Source organism: Chryseobacterium sp. JK1 (assembly GCF_050632815.1).
GTDB lineage: Bacteria > Bacteroidota > Bacteroidia > Flavobacteriales > Weeksellaceae > Chryseobacterium.
The window spans coordinates 1,309,697-1,326,822 of sequence record NZ_JBODRU010000001.1; the positions used below are offsets into that span (position 1 = coordinate 1,309,697).

17 protein-coding genes and 1 pseudogene are annotated in these 17,126 nt (G+C 36.7%); 7 read left to right on the plus strand and 11 right to left on the minus strand.

The annotated features are described in order from the left end of the window. Positions 1 to 19: 19 nt before the first annotated feature. The 3 genes from ACQ76T_RS05765 (at position 20) to ACQ76T_RS05775 (ending at position 2,202) form a co-directional block, all read left to right on the plus strand. Positions 20 to 850 carry a KGG domain-containing protein gene (locus tag ACQ76T_RS05765; RefSeq protein WP_431342378.1) on the plus strand — a complete coding sequence of 277 codons (831 nt, stop codon included), beginning with the start codon at positions 20 to 22 and terminating at the stop codon, positions 848 to 850. 62 nt (positions 851 to 912) lie between these two features. Next, positions 913 to 1,500: a ferritin-like domain-containing protein gene (locus ACQ76T_RS05770; RefSeq protein ID WP_073174693.1), complete on the plus strand. Its 588-nt coding sequence runs from the start codon at positions 913 to 915 to the stop codon at positions 1,498 to 1,500. Between the two features lie 162 nt (positions 1,501 to 1,662). After that, positions 1,663 to 2,202, plus strand: coding sequence for a CinA family protein (locus ACQ76T_RS05775; RefSeq protein ID WP_431342379.1), 540 nt, complete (start codon positions 1,663 to 1,665; stop codon positions 2,200 to 2,202). Between the two features lie 113 nt (positions 2,203 to 2,315). Here ACQ76T_RS05775 and ccoG read toward each other — a convergent pair whose 3' ends face one another. The 9 genes from ccoG to ACQ76T_RS05820 form a co-directional block, all read right to left on the minus strand. Continuing rightward, positions 2,316 to 3,770, minus strand: coding sequence for a cytochrome c oxidase accessory protein CcoG (gene ccoG, locus ACQ76T_RS05780; protein ID WP_265427259.1), 1,455 nt, complete (start codon positions 3,768 to 3,770; stop codon positions 2,316 to 2,318). Between the two features lie 62 nt (positions 3,771 to 3,832). Next, entirely contained in the window at positions 3,833 to 5,353 is a 1,521-nt protein-coding gene (locus ACQ76T_RS05785; RefSeq protein ID WP_431342380.1) for an FAD-dependent oxidoreductase, read from the minus strand. Between the two features lie 76 nt (positions 5,354 to 5,429). Next, entirely contained in the window at positions 5,430 to 5,687 is a 258-nt protein-coding gene (locus ACQ76T_RS05790) for a GlsB/YeaQ/YmgE family stress response membrane protein (protein ID WP_431342381.1), read from the minus strand. A gap of 189 nt (positions 5,688 to 5,876) precedes the next feature. Then, complete coding sequence (locus ACQ76T_RS05795; RefSeq protein ID WP_431343719.1) at positions 5,877 to 6,548, minus strand: transporter; 672 nt, start codon at positions 6,546 to 6,548, stop codon at positions 5,877 to 5,879. 196 nt (positions 6,549 to 6,744) lie between these two features. Beyond that, positions 6,745 to 7,098: a YihY/virulence factor BrkB family protein gene (locus tag ACQ76T_RS05800; RefSeq protein WP_431342382.1), complete on the minus strand. Its 354-nt coding sequence runs from the start codon at positions 7,096 to 7,098 to the stop codon at positions 6,745 to 6,747. A 32-nt stretch (positions 7,099 to 7,130) separates the two neighbouring features. Further along, positions 7,131 to 7,694, minus strand: a complete 564-nt coding sequence (locus ACQ76T_RS05805) for a YihY/virulence factor BrkB family protein (protein ID WP_431342383.1) — start codon at positions 7,692 to 7,694, stop codon at positions 7,131 to 7,133. 145 nt (positions 7,695 to 7,839) lie between these two features. Beyond that, complete coding sequence (locus ACQ76T_RS05810; RefSeq protein ID WP_431342384.1) at positions 7,840 to 8,307, minus strand: PA2169 family four-helix-bundle protein; 468 nt, start codon at positions 8,305 to 8,307, stop codon at positions 7,840 to 7,842. Positions 8,308 to 8,611: 304 nt separating this feature from the next. Then, positions 8,612 to 9,019: a hypothetical protein gene (locus ACQ76T_RS05815; RefSeq protein WP_265427265.1), complete on the minus strand. Its 408-nt coding sequence runs from the start codon at positions 9,017 to 9,019 to the stop codon at positions 8,612 to 8,614. A gap of 17 nt (positions 9,020 to 9,036) precedes the next feature. Further along, positions 9,037 to 10,311, minus strand: a complete 1,275-nt coding sequence (locus ACQ76T_RS05820; protein WP_431342385.1) for an NAD(P)/FAD-dependent oxidoreductase — start codon at positions 10,309 to 10,311, stop codon at positions 9,037 to 9,039. A 279-nt stretch (positions 10,312 to 10,590) separates the two neighbouring features. Here ACQ76T_RS05820 and ACQ76T_RS05825 point away from each other — a divergent pair, with 279 nt between their 5' ends. The 3 genes from ACQ76T_RS05825 to ACQ76T_RS05835 all read left to right on the plus strand — a co-directional run bounded on the left by ACQ76T_RS05825 (position 10,591) and on the right by ACQ76T_RS05835 (position 12,020). Beyond that, positions 10,591 to 11,091 carry an SDR family NAD(P)-dependent oxidoreductase gene (locus tag ACQ76T_RS05825; protein WP_431342386.1) on the plus strand — a complete coding sequence of 167 codons (501 nt, stop codon included), beginning with the start codon at positions 10,591 to 10,593 and terminating at the stop codon, positions 11,089 to 11,091. Positions 11,092 to 11,223: 132 nt separating this feature from the next. Then, positions 11,224 to 11,553 (plus strand): hypothetical protein, encoded by a 330-nt coding sequence (locus ACQ76T_RS05830; protein ID WP_431342387.1) that lies wholly within the window; start codon positions 11,224 to 11,226, stop codon positions 11,551 to 11,553. A 236-nt stretch (positions 11,554 to 11,789) separates the two neighbouring features. Then, positions 11,790 to 12,020: a hypothetical protein gene (locus ACQ76T_RS05835; protein WP_431342388.1), complete on the plus strand. Its 231-nt coding sequence runs from the start codon at positions 11,790 to 11,792 to the stop codon at positions 12,018 to 12,020. Between the two features lie 25 nt (positions 12,021 to 12,045). On the opposite strand, the gene ACQ76T_RS05840 is transcribed toward ACQ76T_RS05835, so the two are convergent. Beyond that, positions 12,046 to 15,099 carry a DNA polymerase III subunit alpha gene (locus ACQ76T_RS05840; RefSeq protein WP_431342389.1) on the minus strand — a complete coding sequence of 1,018 codons (3,054 nt, stop codon included), beginning with the start codon at positions 15,097 to 15,099 and terminating at the stop codon, positions 12,046 to 12,048. Between the two features lie 7 nt (positions 15,100 to 15,106). After that, a pseudogene (gene dinB / locus ACQ76T_RS05845) lies at positions 15,107 to 16,250 on the minus strand (DNA polymerase IV). A 61-nt stretch (positions 16,251 to 16,311) separates the two neighbouring features. Between dinB and ACQ76T_RS05850 the strand changes: the two are divergent. Beyond that, on the plus strand, positions 16,312 to 17,088 hold the full coding sequence (locus ACQ76T_RS05850) for an XRE family transcriptional regulator (protein WP_431342390.1): 777 nt from the start codon (positions 16,312 to 16,314) through the stop codon (positions 17,086 to 17,088). Positions 17,089 to 17,126: the final 38 nt, after the last annotated feature.

Below are 17,126 nucleotides of genomic sequence, written 5' to 3' on the forward strand. Positions count from 1 at the left end.
ATTTCAAAAAGTAAAATTTATGAACACTAGAAATTCAAACAACAGAAGTTCAGGCAGAAATTCATCAGATGATGACCAATCAATGCTTGAGGAAGCGTACCAATTAGGTTATGAGCATGGTTATAACGACGGAAGTGAGGATGAGGAGTACGATGATGATTTCTCAGATTTTGAAGACTATTTCGACGAGGAAGGAGGGTATGATGACGAAGATTATGATGACGAAGATTATGATGACGAAGATTATGATGACGACGACGAAGATTATGATGATGACGACGATGACGACGACGATAATAGGGGCAGAGGTTCAAGAGGCGGAAGCAGAGGAAATAGAGGAGGTGGTCAAAACAGGGATAGTCAGGGAAGATTTAGTTCTGGTAGCAGAGGAAGTTCTGGCAGTAGCTCTCGTGGAGGATCCCGTTCAGGTTCTGGATCAAGGTCAGGAGGAAGCGGAAGATCTTCAGGATCCGGATCTGGGTCAGGATCAAGATCAAATTCAGGATCAGGAAGATCAAGATCAAACAGTGGAGGAAGCTCAAGAAACTCCAATTCAAGATCGGGCGGAAACAGTGGTTCAGGAAGAGGACGTAGTTCAAGCTCCGGTTCAGGAAATAGCCGTGGATCAAACTCCGGTTCAGGAAGCGGTCGTGGCTCTAATTCTAACTCCGGGTCAGGAGGTAGCAACAGAGGTTCTAATTCAGGAGGGGGAACATCAAAAAGAGGTTTTGCTTCAATGAGTAAATCTGAACGTACAAGAATAGCCAGAATGGGAGGTCAGGCTTCTCATGGAGGTGGAAGATCTTCAGGATCCGGCAGATCAGGATTCGGAGGCAGACGTAATTCATAATTCTTTTTAGGCTGTCTCTGTGAAATAGGGGCAGCCTTTTAACCTTTTAAATCCATTATCTTATGGCAACTAAAACAACAGAAAATACGACAACCGGTGCTGCTGACAAAAAAATGACAGTAGAGAATGCTACAGTAAAAGAAAGTGAGATGAAAAATGCTCCGCTGCATAAATTTTTTGTAGATGCACTAAAAGACATTTATTACGCTGAGCATAAATTAGTAGATGCGTTGCAGACTATGCATGACGCAGCAACAACCGAAGAGCTTAAAGATGCTTTTGAGGATCATCAGTTACAGACTAAAAAGCATATAAGCCGCTTGGAGAAAGTTTTTAAACTCATTAATGAGAGTCCAGAGCAGAAAAAATGTGAAGCAATGGATGGATTGATTAAGGAAGGCGAAGAAATCATTAAATCTACGGAAGAAGGCACGATGACAAGAGATGCAGCTCTGATAATCGCGGCGCAGAAGGTAGAACATTACGAGATCGCAAGCTATGGAGGACTAACGCAACTTGCTATTACTATGGGACATGATAAGGCTGCTGAGCTGTTAGAAAAAACACTGCAGGAGGAAGAAGATACAGACTATAACCTTACGGAGATTGCAGAGACTAACATTAATTTTGATGCCCAGCAGGAAGATTAAATATATAAAATTTAAACAAGCCATACACTATCAGCTGTATGGCTTGTTTTCAATAATATAAAGTAGCCTTCATTTAAAGAATAAACACTACCCTAAGTTCGTTAATACATTAATGAAATACAGATCAATTTTAAGTTCGTAAAATTTATATTATAGAGTATCATGGAATGTAACAAGATCCTTTTGGAACAAATCAATGAAGAATTTATGGGTTGTGATCAAACCATTTCCATTGCAGAAAGTGTTACCGCTGGTGCGATGCAGCTTGCGTTTTCGGAAATGACTAATTCAAAATTATTTTATAAAGGCGGTATCACGGTACATACTCCTGATAAAATAGTGAAGCTATTGAAGGTCGAGGCTTCTGAGATCAAAAATTCTAATTGTGTATCCAGCCTTATTGCTGACAAGTTGGGACTGTATGCATCCACAATGTTTGAAAGTGATTGGTGTATTGCTACATCCGGATACTGTACACCGGAAAGACATTCGGTATTTGAAATTTATGTCTATTACTCGATTCTGTATAAAAGACAGGTTGTTTTTTCAGATAAAATAGAGTTCAATAATTATAAAAATAAACTTAGCCCTCTTTCTGTAAAGTTATATTACACGGAAGAGATTTTACGAAAATTTCTAAGCCAGTTGAAACTGACCCTTATCCTAAACAGTAAAGAAACTAACGACAGATCAACATTATAAAAAGAAGAAATAAGTATAAGATCTAAGCCTGACTTTTAACTTACGCGCTTTGCAAGACAGTCTTCAATTTTAAAGAATATGGTCTTAGAAAGTTCAATCCCTATCAATTTATTTTAAAATTGTATTTTAAATGGACCTTCAAAATAGGTTTCATACGTATCCAGGAGGTTTCCTTCCTGATCATAAACTCCAAGTTTTAGATTTTGTTTTGACAGTGTTATCTGTTTTTCGGGAAAGCTTATGTTAATGGTTCCTTTCACAATTTTGTCACGTTCGACTATTATTTTACTGGAAGCGCTGAAGGTAATTTCACCATTTGCTGGTTCTAATATTCGAATACTGACTACTTTTTTGTCATTTGTTTTATTTAGAAAAGTAAAGTTATAAGTATTGGTAATTTTTCCGTCGCGCACGAAAAAGGTACTTCCTGCGGGTTTAATAAATTTGGCTTCCATATCGGCACGGTTGTAAAGAAGATATCCCAATAAAAATTGTAAAGCAACTAAAAGAATAACAAAACCTTTCATTCGTGCATTAAATTTAACAGGCTTACCGGTCTCTATTTCCTTTTCTGAAGCATACCGTATTAGTCCTCTTGGTAATCCTACCTTATCCATTACTTCGTCACACGCATCAATGCAAGCTGTACAATTGACGCATTCAAGCTGCTGACCATCTCTGATATCAATCCCTGTGGGGCAGACCACAACACATTGATAACAATCAATACAGTCGCCTTTTCCCGCAGCTCTCCTGTCTTCACCCTTTCTCCATTTTGCTCTGTTCTCCCCTCTGTTAAAATCATAGAAAACATTGATCGTTTCTTTATCTATCAGTACTGCCTGTAATCTTCCGTAAGGGCAAACCAATGTGCATACCTGTTCCCTAAACCATGCAAAAACAAAATAAAATGCAGCCGATAGGAGAATCATAACTATGAAATTGGTCGGATGTTCAAAAGGCCCTTCCTGAACAATCCTGAAAACCTCCTTATATCCCACAATATACATAAACATAAAATGGGTAAAAATCAAAGAAAGTAAAATAAAGATAGACCATTTCAAGCTTCTTTTCCCTATTTTTTCAGCATTCCACTCCTGACGGTCAAGCTTCATCTGTCTGTTTCTATCACCTTCTATAGCATATTCAATTTTTCTGAAAACGTTTTCCAGAAAGATCGTCTGAGGACAGATCCATCCACAGAATATTCTCCCAAATGCAATTGTAAATATAATAATGCATATTAATGATACGATTGCGCCCAAAGTGAGTATGAAAAAATCTTGAGGGTAAAAGGGCTGACCGGCAATAAAAATCTGACGGTTAAAAACATCAAATTGTAATGAGGGATTACCATTTATCGTGATAAATGGGAGTGCAAAATAAAATAGCAGTAAACAATAGGCTACTAAATTTCTGTAATTGGTATATCTGCCTTTAGGCTTTTTGGGAAATACCCACTTTCTTTTACCGGATTGTTCCATTGTACCAATGGAATCCCTGTAAGTTTCCGGCTCTAATACCTGTCCCTCGCCGCCTTTAAAATCTGATATATTATGATCTTTCATGTGCTGTTTTTTATTTGATTACGGCTGAAATAAATGTTCACTAATGTTGAGGTAATTGTCAGCTATTGAATTTCATTATCAATTTTTTTTAAATCCGACATTGCAGGTCCGTTGAGCAATTTGCCTTCAATATCAAAACGTGATCCGTGGCACGGATAGTCCCACGAAACTTCGGAAGGATTCCATGCAACATTACAGCCCGTATGGGGACATATGGGGCTTAGCAGATGTAATTCATTTTTATCATCGCGATAGGCCGCATACGTATTGCCGTCATGCTTGATTATTCTTCCCTCACCACTGCTTATCTCATTGAGTTCAGTAATTTTATCTGCCGAAAATTTATCTTTTACAAAATGCATAGAAGCATTGACCACTTCATCGAGAATATTTCCTGCGCTAGCTATAGGCTTGATACGTGCCGGAGACAGGAGTTTGGCTAACTCTGTTATTTTATTCTCCATTAAATCGGGAATAATCAGTGAGCTCATCGATCCGAAAGTCATTCCATTGCCTGTGAAACCTGTAGAAATATAAATATTGTCTTCGCCCGGCATTTTTCCAATATAGGGTAAGCCATCTGCAGACTGATAATATTGAGATGACCATTTTGCCGTAACTTCTTTATACTTAAAATTGTTATCTACATATTCCATGAGATCTTCAAAATGTTTTTCGGTATCATTTTCATCACCGGTTTTATGGTCGAAACCTCCCACAATTAGGAAGTAATTATTGTCTGATTTATGATAACGGGCATAGTGATATGGATCATAAAGATCGGCAGTCTGCGCCATGGATTTTACAGGGTTGGCAAGCTTCAGGGTAACTACATAGCTTCTATAAGGAGCCAAAAGAACACTGAAACGGTTGTTTCCTGGGGGAATATGGGTAGCCCAAACTAAATTTTTTGCCGTGAATATTGTTTGATCGTTGGTTGTAACCGTAACGATTCCGTCTTTATTTTTTAAATCTGTAACTTGTGCTCCTGTGACAATTGCTCCGCCTTGTTTAATGTATTCTTTGAGTAACTTATTGATATATCTGAGCGGGTGAAATTGTGCCTGACCTTTAATTTCAATGGCTTTTTCAAATTTCAGGGTAAATGGAATGCTGTAAACCTGTTGAGTATCTATTCCTACTTGATGATGGGCTTCTAAGATATCATCCAATTTTTTTGATTGCTTTCCATCAGTACTGAAAAGATAATAATTACATTCGTTAAAATCACAAGAGATATGGTATTGCAGAATATTATGTTTGATATACCGCACTGTTTCTTTTGCGGAATTGGCCAGTAATACCGCTGAGCTTTCCCCAAAATTTTTAATGATTTCGTCGTAAGATGAATCAAAAAAATTATTGATATGTGCAGTGGTTCCACCGGTTGTTCCAAATCCAGGATTTTCTTTTTCAATGAGAAGACAATTACGACCTCTATTTTGAAGTTCCTTTGCTAAAGTCACTCCTGTTATTCCTGCACCAACAATGATGGTGTCAAAGTCATTTGCTGTATAAGTCTGTAACGCTTCTTGCTCTATGTTATACTGCCATAAGCTTTTATTATTACCGTCTCTGTTCATAATAATTTTTTTAGTGATTGGTGTAAAAGAAAAGTGCCGGCATACTTTTAATGAACCGACACCCACGTGTAAATAATTATCTTTTTTTAGTAAAGGCTCCATAAATGATCAGAACAAGAATGGCTCCTAAAACAGAGATTCCTATAGTTCCCAGATCCCAGGGATTTCCATCATCCCCAATGCCGAGTACCCCTGCAATAAAACCTCCTACCAATGCGCCCACTATTCCAAGAATAATGGTTATAATCCATCCTCCGCCTTGATTTCCAGGTATTAAAAACTTGGCGATTGTCCCTACTATTAATCCAAAAAGGATCCATGCTAAAATTCCCATAATATATTTTTTTGTGATAGTAATGTGGTTTGTGTTAGCAGGCAGAGAACCAAATGTATACCAATTAGATCCATCAACAGCAGCGGAAAATTAATAATTATTATACTATGATTATGGTCATAAATGAGTCGAATTATAACGGAAAGTTTGCGTTTTCAAAGAATTATAAATGCTTTAAAATAATAGAATTTAATGACGGTAAGAAGCACCGATGAAATAATGTTTCGCTGCGGTATCTTGTATTCCATAATTAATTCCGATATCTAGTTTAAAGTCTTTGACAACTTCCATTTGAATTGCAGCATTAATAAAATTGGAAAGCTCATGGGCTTTAAAATTATAAGTGTAATAAGTTTCAGCTATCCAGTCTATTCCTTTTGATAATGGATGACTAATTGTCAATGTTTGCAGGAATTCAGTATGCATTTCCGGTTGATCCAGATCCTTGAGTCTATCCACTTCCACCTGTAGACCCAATTTCCATTTTCCGGGTAACTTATAGGACATAGGTACAATTAGTCCACCTTCCAGGTAGCTCTGTTCATCATATTTTGAAGTAGGCAATTTGACGTAGGGAAGGATTGCCAGAGCAAAGTCACCATGGTCGTTTCCTATTACATTCTGTTTAATCCTGAATGTTATATCACCTATTCCGTCAGTTTTTACTACATAATTTGAAATTAGGTCTGTTTCCTTTTGCCGGCCGTAGGTTTGGAAACCAACCTGTATGGCTGTGCTTCCCGTAATTCCAATTTTTAAGTTGGCCTGATTGATTAGTAATGTGCTTGTTTTCAACATGTCTGACTTTTCTTTTATCAGCCTTATTACATCCGTTTCATATTGAATATGGCCTGCATCGATTGTTTAGGGAGATTCGGTAACATCCGGACGGTCAGTTTCCATTTCTCTCATATGCTCCTTTGGTACAGGATGAAAAAGTGAATAGTTCAGATGCTTTTGCTGTGCAAGGCACACCGCTGGCAGGCATGCAACACTAAACGTTAACTTTAAAAAAAAGTAAAAACTATTCATGGTTTTTACTTTTAAGTTTTCGAAACTAAATCGTCGAATCTTTCACCGTTTTATCAGCAGTTACTATGTTTTTCGAGTCTTCTTTAGATACTATTTGCGGGCTCCATTTTGCATGTTTTGAAGGTTTAAGTTGATGCCCCATTTTTTTAGCGTAGACCTTAGTGAATTCTGCACCAAAGAAAATAATCTGACAGGTGTAATTAATCCACAACAACAGTAAAATAACAGTCCCGGCAGTACCAAATGCTGAACTGGGATTGAACGTTTCAAAATAAAAAGTGAGGATATACTTTCCAAGTGTAAACAGTGCAGCAGTTACTGCAGCTCCAACCCACACTGATTTCCATTGTAACTCAACATCCGGCAGAATTTTGAACATAGCTGCGAAAAGAAATAGCGTAACCAGAAAGCCTACAACAATTTAATAGTATTCACCAAAACCAGGGTTTCCAACCCGAAACGATGGATAACCCAATCGTTAGCAAGACCGATGAAAGAACTCAGCAGCAAGGTAATGAGCATAAGAAATGCAATGACAATAATCATCCCCAGAGAATTCGCACGGTCGAGAAGATATTTTTCCCAAGCCTTTTTAGGAGTTGCCACGATATCCCACAGTTTATTGAGGGATTTTTGAAATTGGAAGAAAAGTGAAGTTGCCCCAAAAACAAGCGTAACGATTCCAATGATTTTCATAACAATGTTCTTTTTATCCAACATACCGGCTACGACCATTTCTTCAAGACTCTTACCAACATCTTTCCCCATCATGCTCCCGATAAGTTTAGTGATTTCTCCCCGTACCGCTTCTTCACCAAAGAATATACCCGTGAGCCATATCACTATGATTAAGAGCCCAGGAATCGAAAAAATGGCGGTATAGGCTAAGCTGGCAGCCTCGGTTCCCGGATCCCGTGCACTCCAGTCCTTGTATGTCCCTTTAAGTATTTCCCAAAAATTATTAATTGCTTTCATGATGTATAGTATTACCGGTAAAAATCAGGTATATAATTTTTACTTAATATTGTGAAACTAACAGAATCAAAACGTTATTACTTGGATCACTTCCGATTCTTTAGTCTGTGAAAATTATGATAGAGTTTCTTAGATACGAAACAGGTTAATCATCTTTCTTTTTATAATGTTCAATGTTATTGAACTGATGGTAAGAAATGCGCAGCTGTCTCAACTGTTCCGCAATTATCTTTGAACTTTCGCTACAAAGATCACCGCTTTTCAATGCATTATCGTATGCTTCAATGGCATGCTTTTCACCAAAAACTACATTCTCCAAGGTTTTTTTATCACTATTACTTGTCGGTATGGAATTTTTAATATCGATCCAGGTCCGGTGTAGACTACCAGCCAGTGATGATGTTTCTTCATCTGGATTTCCACCTCTTTCAGTAATGAGATTAATAATTTCATTCTTCATTATTTTTGACTGAGAGATCATTTTATCATATTCACCCTTTAGATCAGAATAGCTCTCCCAAACTTTTCCTTCTACGCTTTCAAAACCTTTAATTCTGTCATTGGTAATATGAAGTAATTCATTAAGTACTGAAATTGTTTTATTATTTTCCATACTGAATATTTTTGAATGATTAAACAATAAATATGCCTATGTAATTTGTTTTGTGGTATTTTAAGGCTTTATTTTTATAAAATTCGCAAACGGACAATGTGTGAATCCATTAGATCTGGGATTTAATTATTTGAACAGCAGTTCATTAATTATTATCATACATAAAAAGTGTTATTTTTAAAACACAGTAGTAAAATGTTAATAATCATTTGCTGTATACTGAAGTATTAATAAGTCTTTATAAGTCTTATTCCTGTATTTTACATGGCATAAAAATTACCCCCGCGAGCAGGGGTAATGAGTCTTACTTAATTTTATCATAGATAAATTTGGTAACTATTGCACCGAAAATATAGTATCCGACGGTCATGAATTTCTTTTTATTATTCTCTGCTACAGGATGATCATTCAAACCCATTTTTTGAGGAAGAACAATGGCTCCTATTCCGGCTGCAATTCCGCTTGCGAAATTATGATTTGTTGCTGTGGTTCCATAGTAAATAGCGTTGCTCACAATGTCACCAGCTAAAGTTGCTGCATACAATTTATCAGGATCAGAAATTTCAAGTGCTGTAGAATCGGTTACTTTTTTTAACGCTTCTTCGCCCACCTCATTGATATGGGGTACGTTGTCAAAATTTTTTCTGACGATTTCGTGGAGTAGGTTAAGTGCGATGGCTCCGCCTAAACCGGCTAACATTTTCTTAAGCATAATATGTATTTTAAAAGTTAATTTTTATTATTCTGACCATTTTTGCCAGGTTGCAAAATCATTCTTATAGAAGGATTATTGGTAATAAATAATCTGAACCATTCCATAGCCAGTCTTACTCTGTTTCTAAAACCCGTCAATGGAATGATATGTATAAAAAGCCAGGTAAGCCATGCGAAAAAACCTGTATAAGAAAATTTAGGCAAATCAACCACGGCTTTGTATTTTGAAATAATGGCCATGCTTCCTTTGTCTTTATACACAAAAGACTGTAAAGGTTTCTGATTATGGAGTTTTATAAAATTTTTAGCGGCTAATTTTGCTTGTTGAATAGCAACCTGAGCAAGCTGAGGATGTCCTTTCGGATAATTTTTATCCGTTAACTGCAAACAGATATCTCCTAATGCCCAGACATTATTAAACCCTAAAACTCTGTTGTATTCATCAACTAATAATCTTCTTCCTTTACCTATACTCGTTTCGGGAATACCCAATACTTCACGACCGATTACCCCGGAGGTCCAGATGAGAGTTTCTGTTTTTATTTTTCTTCCGTCGGATAGTATAACATTTCCCTCAACGTAATCTTTTACTGAAACGTTCAGAAGAATATTGACGCCGAGTCTTTTTAAATTATCATATGCGGTTTTTTTTGCAGCATCACTCATAGGAGCCAACAATGAGGGGAGCGCATCGATCAGATAAAGATGGGAGAGGTTAAGTTCAATTTCAGGATATTCCTTTTCTGCGACAAAAGCACCCATCTCTGCAATCATCCCTGCCAGTTCAACTCCGGTAGGTCCACCCCCTGCAATCACGATATTCTGTAATCTTTCTGCTTTATTCTCATCTTGATTTCTTGAAGCTTTTTCAAGGTTCAGCAGTAAGTGGTTTTTAATATATAAGGCTTCATTAATAGTTTTCATAGGTAGTGCACACTCTTGTACATGATCTAGCCCAAAAAAATTAGTTTCGGTTCCCAGCGCAAAAATCGCATGATCATATGCTATTGAACCGGTATCGGTCTCAATGATCTGAAGTTCTGTATTAATGGATATAAAACTTCCCATATGATACTGAACATTTGTGTAATCTGAGAATAACTTTCTGAATGGATAGCTGATATGTGAAGGTTCAATAAATGCAGTAGCTACCTGATAAATTAACGGAGGAAAGAAATGGTAATTATTTCGGTCAACCAATGTAATGATGAAATCATTAGATTTAGCAATAGTTTTGATGAAATTAATACCTGCAAAACCTCCTCCTATGATGACAATATGTTTTTTCATAAAAGGATATTTTTGTGATTGGTGTACTAAAATGTATCCAATAATAAGACCAATTACATTAAAAAGTGGATTTGTGGTACTTTTTATAAAAACGGAGATACACAAACATTGATAATCATAATTTAGAATTTATAAACCGATTGATTCTAAATAGCCGCCTTTGCTAAAATCACTATTATTCTTGGATGTAAAAATTTGGATGAATGTAATGTGTTTTAAAAATTGTACATCTGGCATAATACATGTTCTATTTGTTACTGAATCTAAAAAAAGAAAGACATGAGAAAAGAAGAACAATTTCAACAGACTTTATTACGAAAAACAGTTGTAATAAAAGGTTCTAGCAGTGGAGTAGGAAGGGCTGCTGCAGAGGCTTTTGCATTGGAAGGGTGCAATATAGTTATCGTAGCCAGAGGACAGAAAGGTATAGATGAAGTGGTTGAGCTTTGCAAAGGAATGGGAGTAGAGGTACTGGGAATTTCCGCCGATACATGCGTTGCTGCAGATATAGAACGAGTAGCAGAAGAGACCTTGTCACGATTTGGCAGGATTGATCTTTGGATAAATAATGCAGGGGTAATGGCGAGTGGAAAATTTGAAGAGATTCCAATGGAGATTCACGAACAGGTTATTAAAACTAATCTATTTGGCTATATGCATGGTGCTTACAATGCCATTAAAATTTTCAAAAAACAAAATGAAGGGATATTGATAAATAATGTTTCTATAGGCGGATATATGCCAGCACCTTACAGCTCTGTGTACTCAGCAACTAAGTAAGGTATCAAAGGGATGATGGATGGTCTTCAAGGTGAGATTTCAAATTATGCAGACATTCATATCTGTAATTTGTACCCTCAACTTCAAAAATCTACCGGGAATCTTCATTCTGCAAAATATTCGGGGTTCAAGATGAGTATACCTCCCATTGCTTCAGATCCAAGGGATACTGCTGCAAAAATGGTTGAATTAGCCAGGAAACCGAAAAAAGATTTATTTCCTGATTTCAGATCTTATGCAATTACATCAATTTACAGGCTTTTTCCCAAATTAGTAATCAATACAGCATCAGCTGGTGTACGTTTAATGATAAAAGTAAAGAATGTTCCTGAAGTATCGGGGAATATACTTGAGCCTTCTCAAGATCCACACAAAATATACGGTACACCCCCTTTGAATACTTCCAAAAGCGTTAAAGTAGCTATATTAGTTGGAATTGTGGCCGGCTTTGCCGTAATATGATTAAAAAAAGGTTTTGTTAATAAAAAAAGTTAGAAGTATTGAATAATCATATCTTTAAATTTACAGAAATCAACTTAAGGAAATATAAGAAATCATGCTTTATTGTAAATAGCGAAAGATAAAAAAGCATTACCTCAATGTTCAATCTAATAATTTACACATTTATTATAGTGGATGCTAGAAATGATTCAAGTCATAATTTTTAGTCAGTAATTTACTGTATAAAATAAATTTATATGAAATATAACGAGGCAATACAATATAAAAATGAGGCTGTAAAAAATGCGGATCAATCTGTTCTGGAAAACTATTATATTATTGTTGTTCCAGCTGATACTGAAGAAAGTACTAAATATATTGAAGAGTATTCGAAACAGCCCGGTAAATTCAAAGATGAGAGTTGTAAGAAGTATTGTTCAAATGGAGAATATTTAATGGTTAGTTTTAAGAAAAAAATTGAATCATAAATTACAATAGTTGATAATTATTTCTTCAAAACATCTTTTGCCTTGGCAATCCTATTTCATGTTCCTGTGGATAAGGCTTCCGCCAGGTCATACTGATATCTTCATGCAGATTACGCTGAGCTTCCAATGATTTTTCTTTATCCATAGAATATCTTGGATCCGGAATAAAAGGCATTTTCACCATTTTATGAATGGTAATGGTAGGGAAGTGAAAGTCGACCTCTACTGTTCCCAATAAGAGATAGCAGCCACCCCCCTGAAAAGGATATTCTTCAAGGCAGTTTGGAAAATGAGCGGTATCAAAATATTCTCCTTCCGCATCAATCCAAGTTCCGAAATACATCGTCCCTTTCTTGGTAGGGACATGCTTTCTTGAAATCAGATACGCCAGCATTTTAACCTGACATTTATGAAATTTCAATACATCTTTTACCAAAACAGAACCTCTGTAGCGTGTTTGCAAAAGATCAAAAGGACTGAAAGAAACAGGAAAACCTAGTATCTCTATTTCATCAAAAGCATCTTCAAATGGGTTTCTTTCTATGGTGGGAAGCTGATAATCTTTCTGTGGCTCTTCCAATAAAGTCAGATGCCTGAAAGCAATCTTATGAGTTCCCAATACAAATCTTGATTCAATGAGCAGTTCATGTTTTTGTTTTCCGGTAAAGCGGAATGCGCCGATAAAGATTAAAATTTGCAAAGTTTCCATACCAATAGGAATTCTCTTAATAAAATCTTCCAGAGAAGTATAATTTCCATTTTGAGCTCTTTGTTCAGGAATCAGCTGTGCTAATCTCGTTTCCAGTCTTTTAATATGCATCAATCCTAAATAAACATCCGAACCATAAACCGTCGTCTGGTACTGGCTTAAATTAACACAGGGATTATGAATAGAAGCTCCTGACATTCTGGCTTCATGAATATATACCTCAGTTCTGTAAAACCCTCCGCCGTTATTAATGGCAGAGACCATAAATTCGATAGGATAGTAGACCTTGAGATATAAACTTTGATAACTTTCCACAGCATAGGAAGCAGAATGGGCTTTACAAAATGAGTATCCAGCAAAGGATTCGATCTGCCGGTATACCTCCATGGATAACTTTTCGGGGTGTCCTAATCTTTTACAGGATTCAAAGAAGTTATCTTTTACTTTCTGTAAAGCTGATAAAGAACGGCCTTTACCGCTCATTGCTCTTCTCAGCACATCACCATCAGGAGCGGATAAACCTCCGAAATGCAGGGCAATTTTAATAACATCCTCTTGGTAAACCATAATACCATAGGTTTCTCCCAGTTCTTTTTCAAAAACCTCATGGAAATACTCAAATTTTGTGGGATGGTTATGCCTGAAAATATATTCCCGCATCATTCCGCTTTGAGCCACGCCGGGTCTAATAATGGAAGAGGCAGCGATCAGTACTTTATAGTTGTCGCATTTCAATCTTCGGAGTAATCCCCTAATGGCAGGAGATTCAATATAAAAACAGCCAATTGTTTTTCCGGAACTTAAGAATTCATTGCATTTGGCTTCGTCTTTTGACAGAGAAGTGTCCCGGATATCAATATCAATTCCTCTTTTTTCCTTAATCAGCTTTACAGTGTCATCTATAGTTCCTAATCCTCTTTGTGAGAGAATATCAAATTTTTCAAGGCCAATCTCTTCAGCAGTGTACATATCGAACTGTACGATCGGAAAACCTTTAGGAGGCATTTCGAGTGCTGAATAATTAGTGATAGGTTCTTCTGATATCAGAATTCCACAGGAGTGCATGCTTCTCTGGTTAGGAAACTTTTCTAAAAGCTTTCCGTAGTAATGAACCTGTCTGGATACCGAATTAATATCATGTTCCTGGATGGGTTTTGTTGCCAGTGTATCGAGTTCCTCTTTCGGAAGACCAAATACTTTTCCTACTTCCCGGAAAATAGAACGGTATTTAAATTCAACATTGGTTCCACAGAAGGCAACATGGTTCTTACCATATTTATCAAAAATATATTCAAGGATAATATCCCTGGTCTGCCAGCTCCAGTCTATGTCAAAATCCGGAGGCGTTTTGCGGTTGAGGTTTAGAAACCGTTCAAAATATAGATCCAGCTCCAGAGGACATATATCAGTAATTCCGATGCAGTAACTGACTATTGAATTGGCACCGCTGCCTCTTCCTACGTGCATAAACCCCATTCGGTTGCTGTATTGTATAATATCCCAGGTGATGAGAAAATAAGCACAGAAGTTAAGCTGGTCAATAACCCCCAATTCTTTATCCACTCTTGCTTTCGCCTGTAGATTATCCTCGGAATATCTCTTAGAAAGTCCCTGATATGCTAACTTTTTTAAAAGCTTAGAATCATTTTCTTTGCTGTCTGTGAAATGCTTTTTGTTTTTAGGTGTTGAAAAATCAAAATCAAAATGACAGCTATTTACGATATACTTTGTGTTTTCAATAATCCGTGGTTCATGGTAAAATTGAGTGAGAAGCTCTTTTTTATCAGTAAACATTTCGTTGTCTTTACAGTAATCAGCTTCTGTAAGCTTACTGATCAATGTATTGTGATCAATAGCCCTTACTATTTTATGAAGCTCATATTCTTCAGGGGTAGTAAAAGTAACCGGATGAAGAATAACCATTTTATGAATGAACTGTTTTAATTCCGGTTTAATCAAAAGATTTAACTGGTTCTGTCTGATGCCTATAAATTCATGATCTGCTAATTTTTCAGGAATATTCTCCAATGGGTAAATAACAAAAGTATCTGTAAAATCAGGATTTGCTTTAGGAATTTCAATGTCTTCACAGTTATATGTGGTTAAAAGCCTGTTGACTTCTGCAATGCTTTTTTGATTTTTGGCCAGGCAGATATAATACAGTTCATCCTGAACCCGTATTTCCACTCCGACGATCGGTTTGATATGATGATCCTGACAAAGTTTGTAGAAATCATAGATCCCGGTAATGGTATTGATATCCGTAAGAGCCAGGGTTTTAATATTAAAATGTACAGCCTGCTTAACCAGTTCTTTAATAGAAATGGTTCCATACCGAAGGCTATGATAAGAATGACAATTCAGAAACATCTTGTACTTATTTTAATAAACCTGAGGCTCTTCCCACACTTGAAGTTCCAAACCTGTTCTTGATTTTATCCATCGTTTGGTACAAGGAAATCAGTTCTTCCGTATCTTCAAAAAGATCCATTTGATGGCATCCGTGAACCAGTCCGGTAAACTTTACTCCAACTAACCTGATTCTCATACGTCTGGTATATACTTTTTTAAAGAGTTCTAAAACATACCTGAGCAGGGTATGATCAGCTGAGGTGTAAGGAATCCTGCATTGTTTGGTTTCCGTATCAAAATTGGCATAGCGGAGTTTTACCACCACTACTGACACCAGCCATTTCTCTGCGCGGAGCTGATAACAGAGCTTTTCAACCATTCCTGAGAGTATACTTTGGATACCTTGAATATCGATGCTATCCTGGGCAAAAGTATCTTCTGTAGAAATAGATTTTCTTTCCGAATAAGGAACCACAGGATTTTCGTCAATTCCGTGTGCTTTTTTCCAGAGTTCATTTCCATTTTTACCAATCAGCTGCTGAAGAACGTCAACAGGCATTTCTGAAAGCGTTTGTATCGTTCTGATCCCCAATCTTGACAGCAGCTGAAAGGTAACATCGCCAACCATAGGGATCTTCTTTACCGAAAGTGGGTTTCAAGAATGATTGAATGTCATGCTGTTTGACTTCAAATCTACCGGTTGGCTTTGATTCTCCGGTTCCGATTTTGGATACGGTTTTATTGGCAGACAACGCAAAACTTATAGGTAATCCTGTATTTTTCTGTACACTTTCTGCGATTTCATATGTCCACTTATAGCATCCAAAAAACTGATCCATTCCGGATAAATCCAAATAAAATTCATCGATACTTGCCTTTTCCACAACAGGAACTTTTTCCTGGATGATTTCCGTTACCATATGAGACATATTGGAATACATTTCCATATCTCCCTTAATTACTTTAGCTTCGGGGCACAACCGTAAAGCCATTTTAATCGGCATGGCGCTTCTTACTCCGAAAAAACGGGTTTCATAAGAGCAGGACGCCACTACACCACGGTCTCCACCTCCGATGATCACAGGCTTTTTCTCCAATTCGGAGTTTTTCAGCCTTTCACAGGAAACAAAGAACGTATCCAAATCCATATGTACAATTGCTCTTTCCATGTGACAAAATTAGTCACGTTTTGAAACAAATTTTGTATTTTTGTTGTCTAAAATTGTAACAATGTCAAAATTCTCTGATAACATCGTGTTTTTGAGAGGAAAGAAAAATATGACTCAGCAAGAGCTGGCAGATCTATTAATTCTTACCCGATCCAGATATGTCGCCTATGAATATGGCAGAACAGAACCTCCTATTGAAATATTGCTTAGAATTTCAAAATTTTATAACATAAGCATCGACTTATTGTTGACTGTAGATGTCAGAAAATTTTCTATCGATGAAATCATGGAGCTTCCTGAGAATAGGATTGTTCTGCCTATAAAGGTTGATCAAGATGGAAACAATCAGATTGAGATTATCCCCCAAAAAGCTTCTATGGGCTACTTGAATGGCTATGGAGATCCGGAATACATAGAAAGTCTGGAGACCATATCATTACCTTTTTTAAAAGGTGGTAAGTTCAGGGCATTTCCAGCTGATGGAGATTCAATGCCCCCCTATAAGAACGGAACCTATATCGTAGGAAAATATGTAGAAAATCTTTCGGATTTAAAAACCGATAGAACGTATGTTTTCATTACCACCAATGATGGTATCAGTTACAAAAGGTTTCAGTTTCATGAAGCAGATGGTATATGGGTGAAGGCTGACAATCAATTTTATGAGCCTTATAAAATTCCATTGCCTGAAATTAAAGAGATCTGGGAATTTGCCTGTAGTATTAATACCAAAGAATATGAGCCTGATGAATTTGCAGAACACCATATTCAAAATTTTATCACAGAAATTAAAACTGATATCAGACATATCAAAGAAAAAATGGGAGATAAGAATTGAATTTATTTTGAGTACATGGCATAATTAAAAAACTTCGC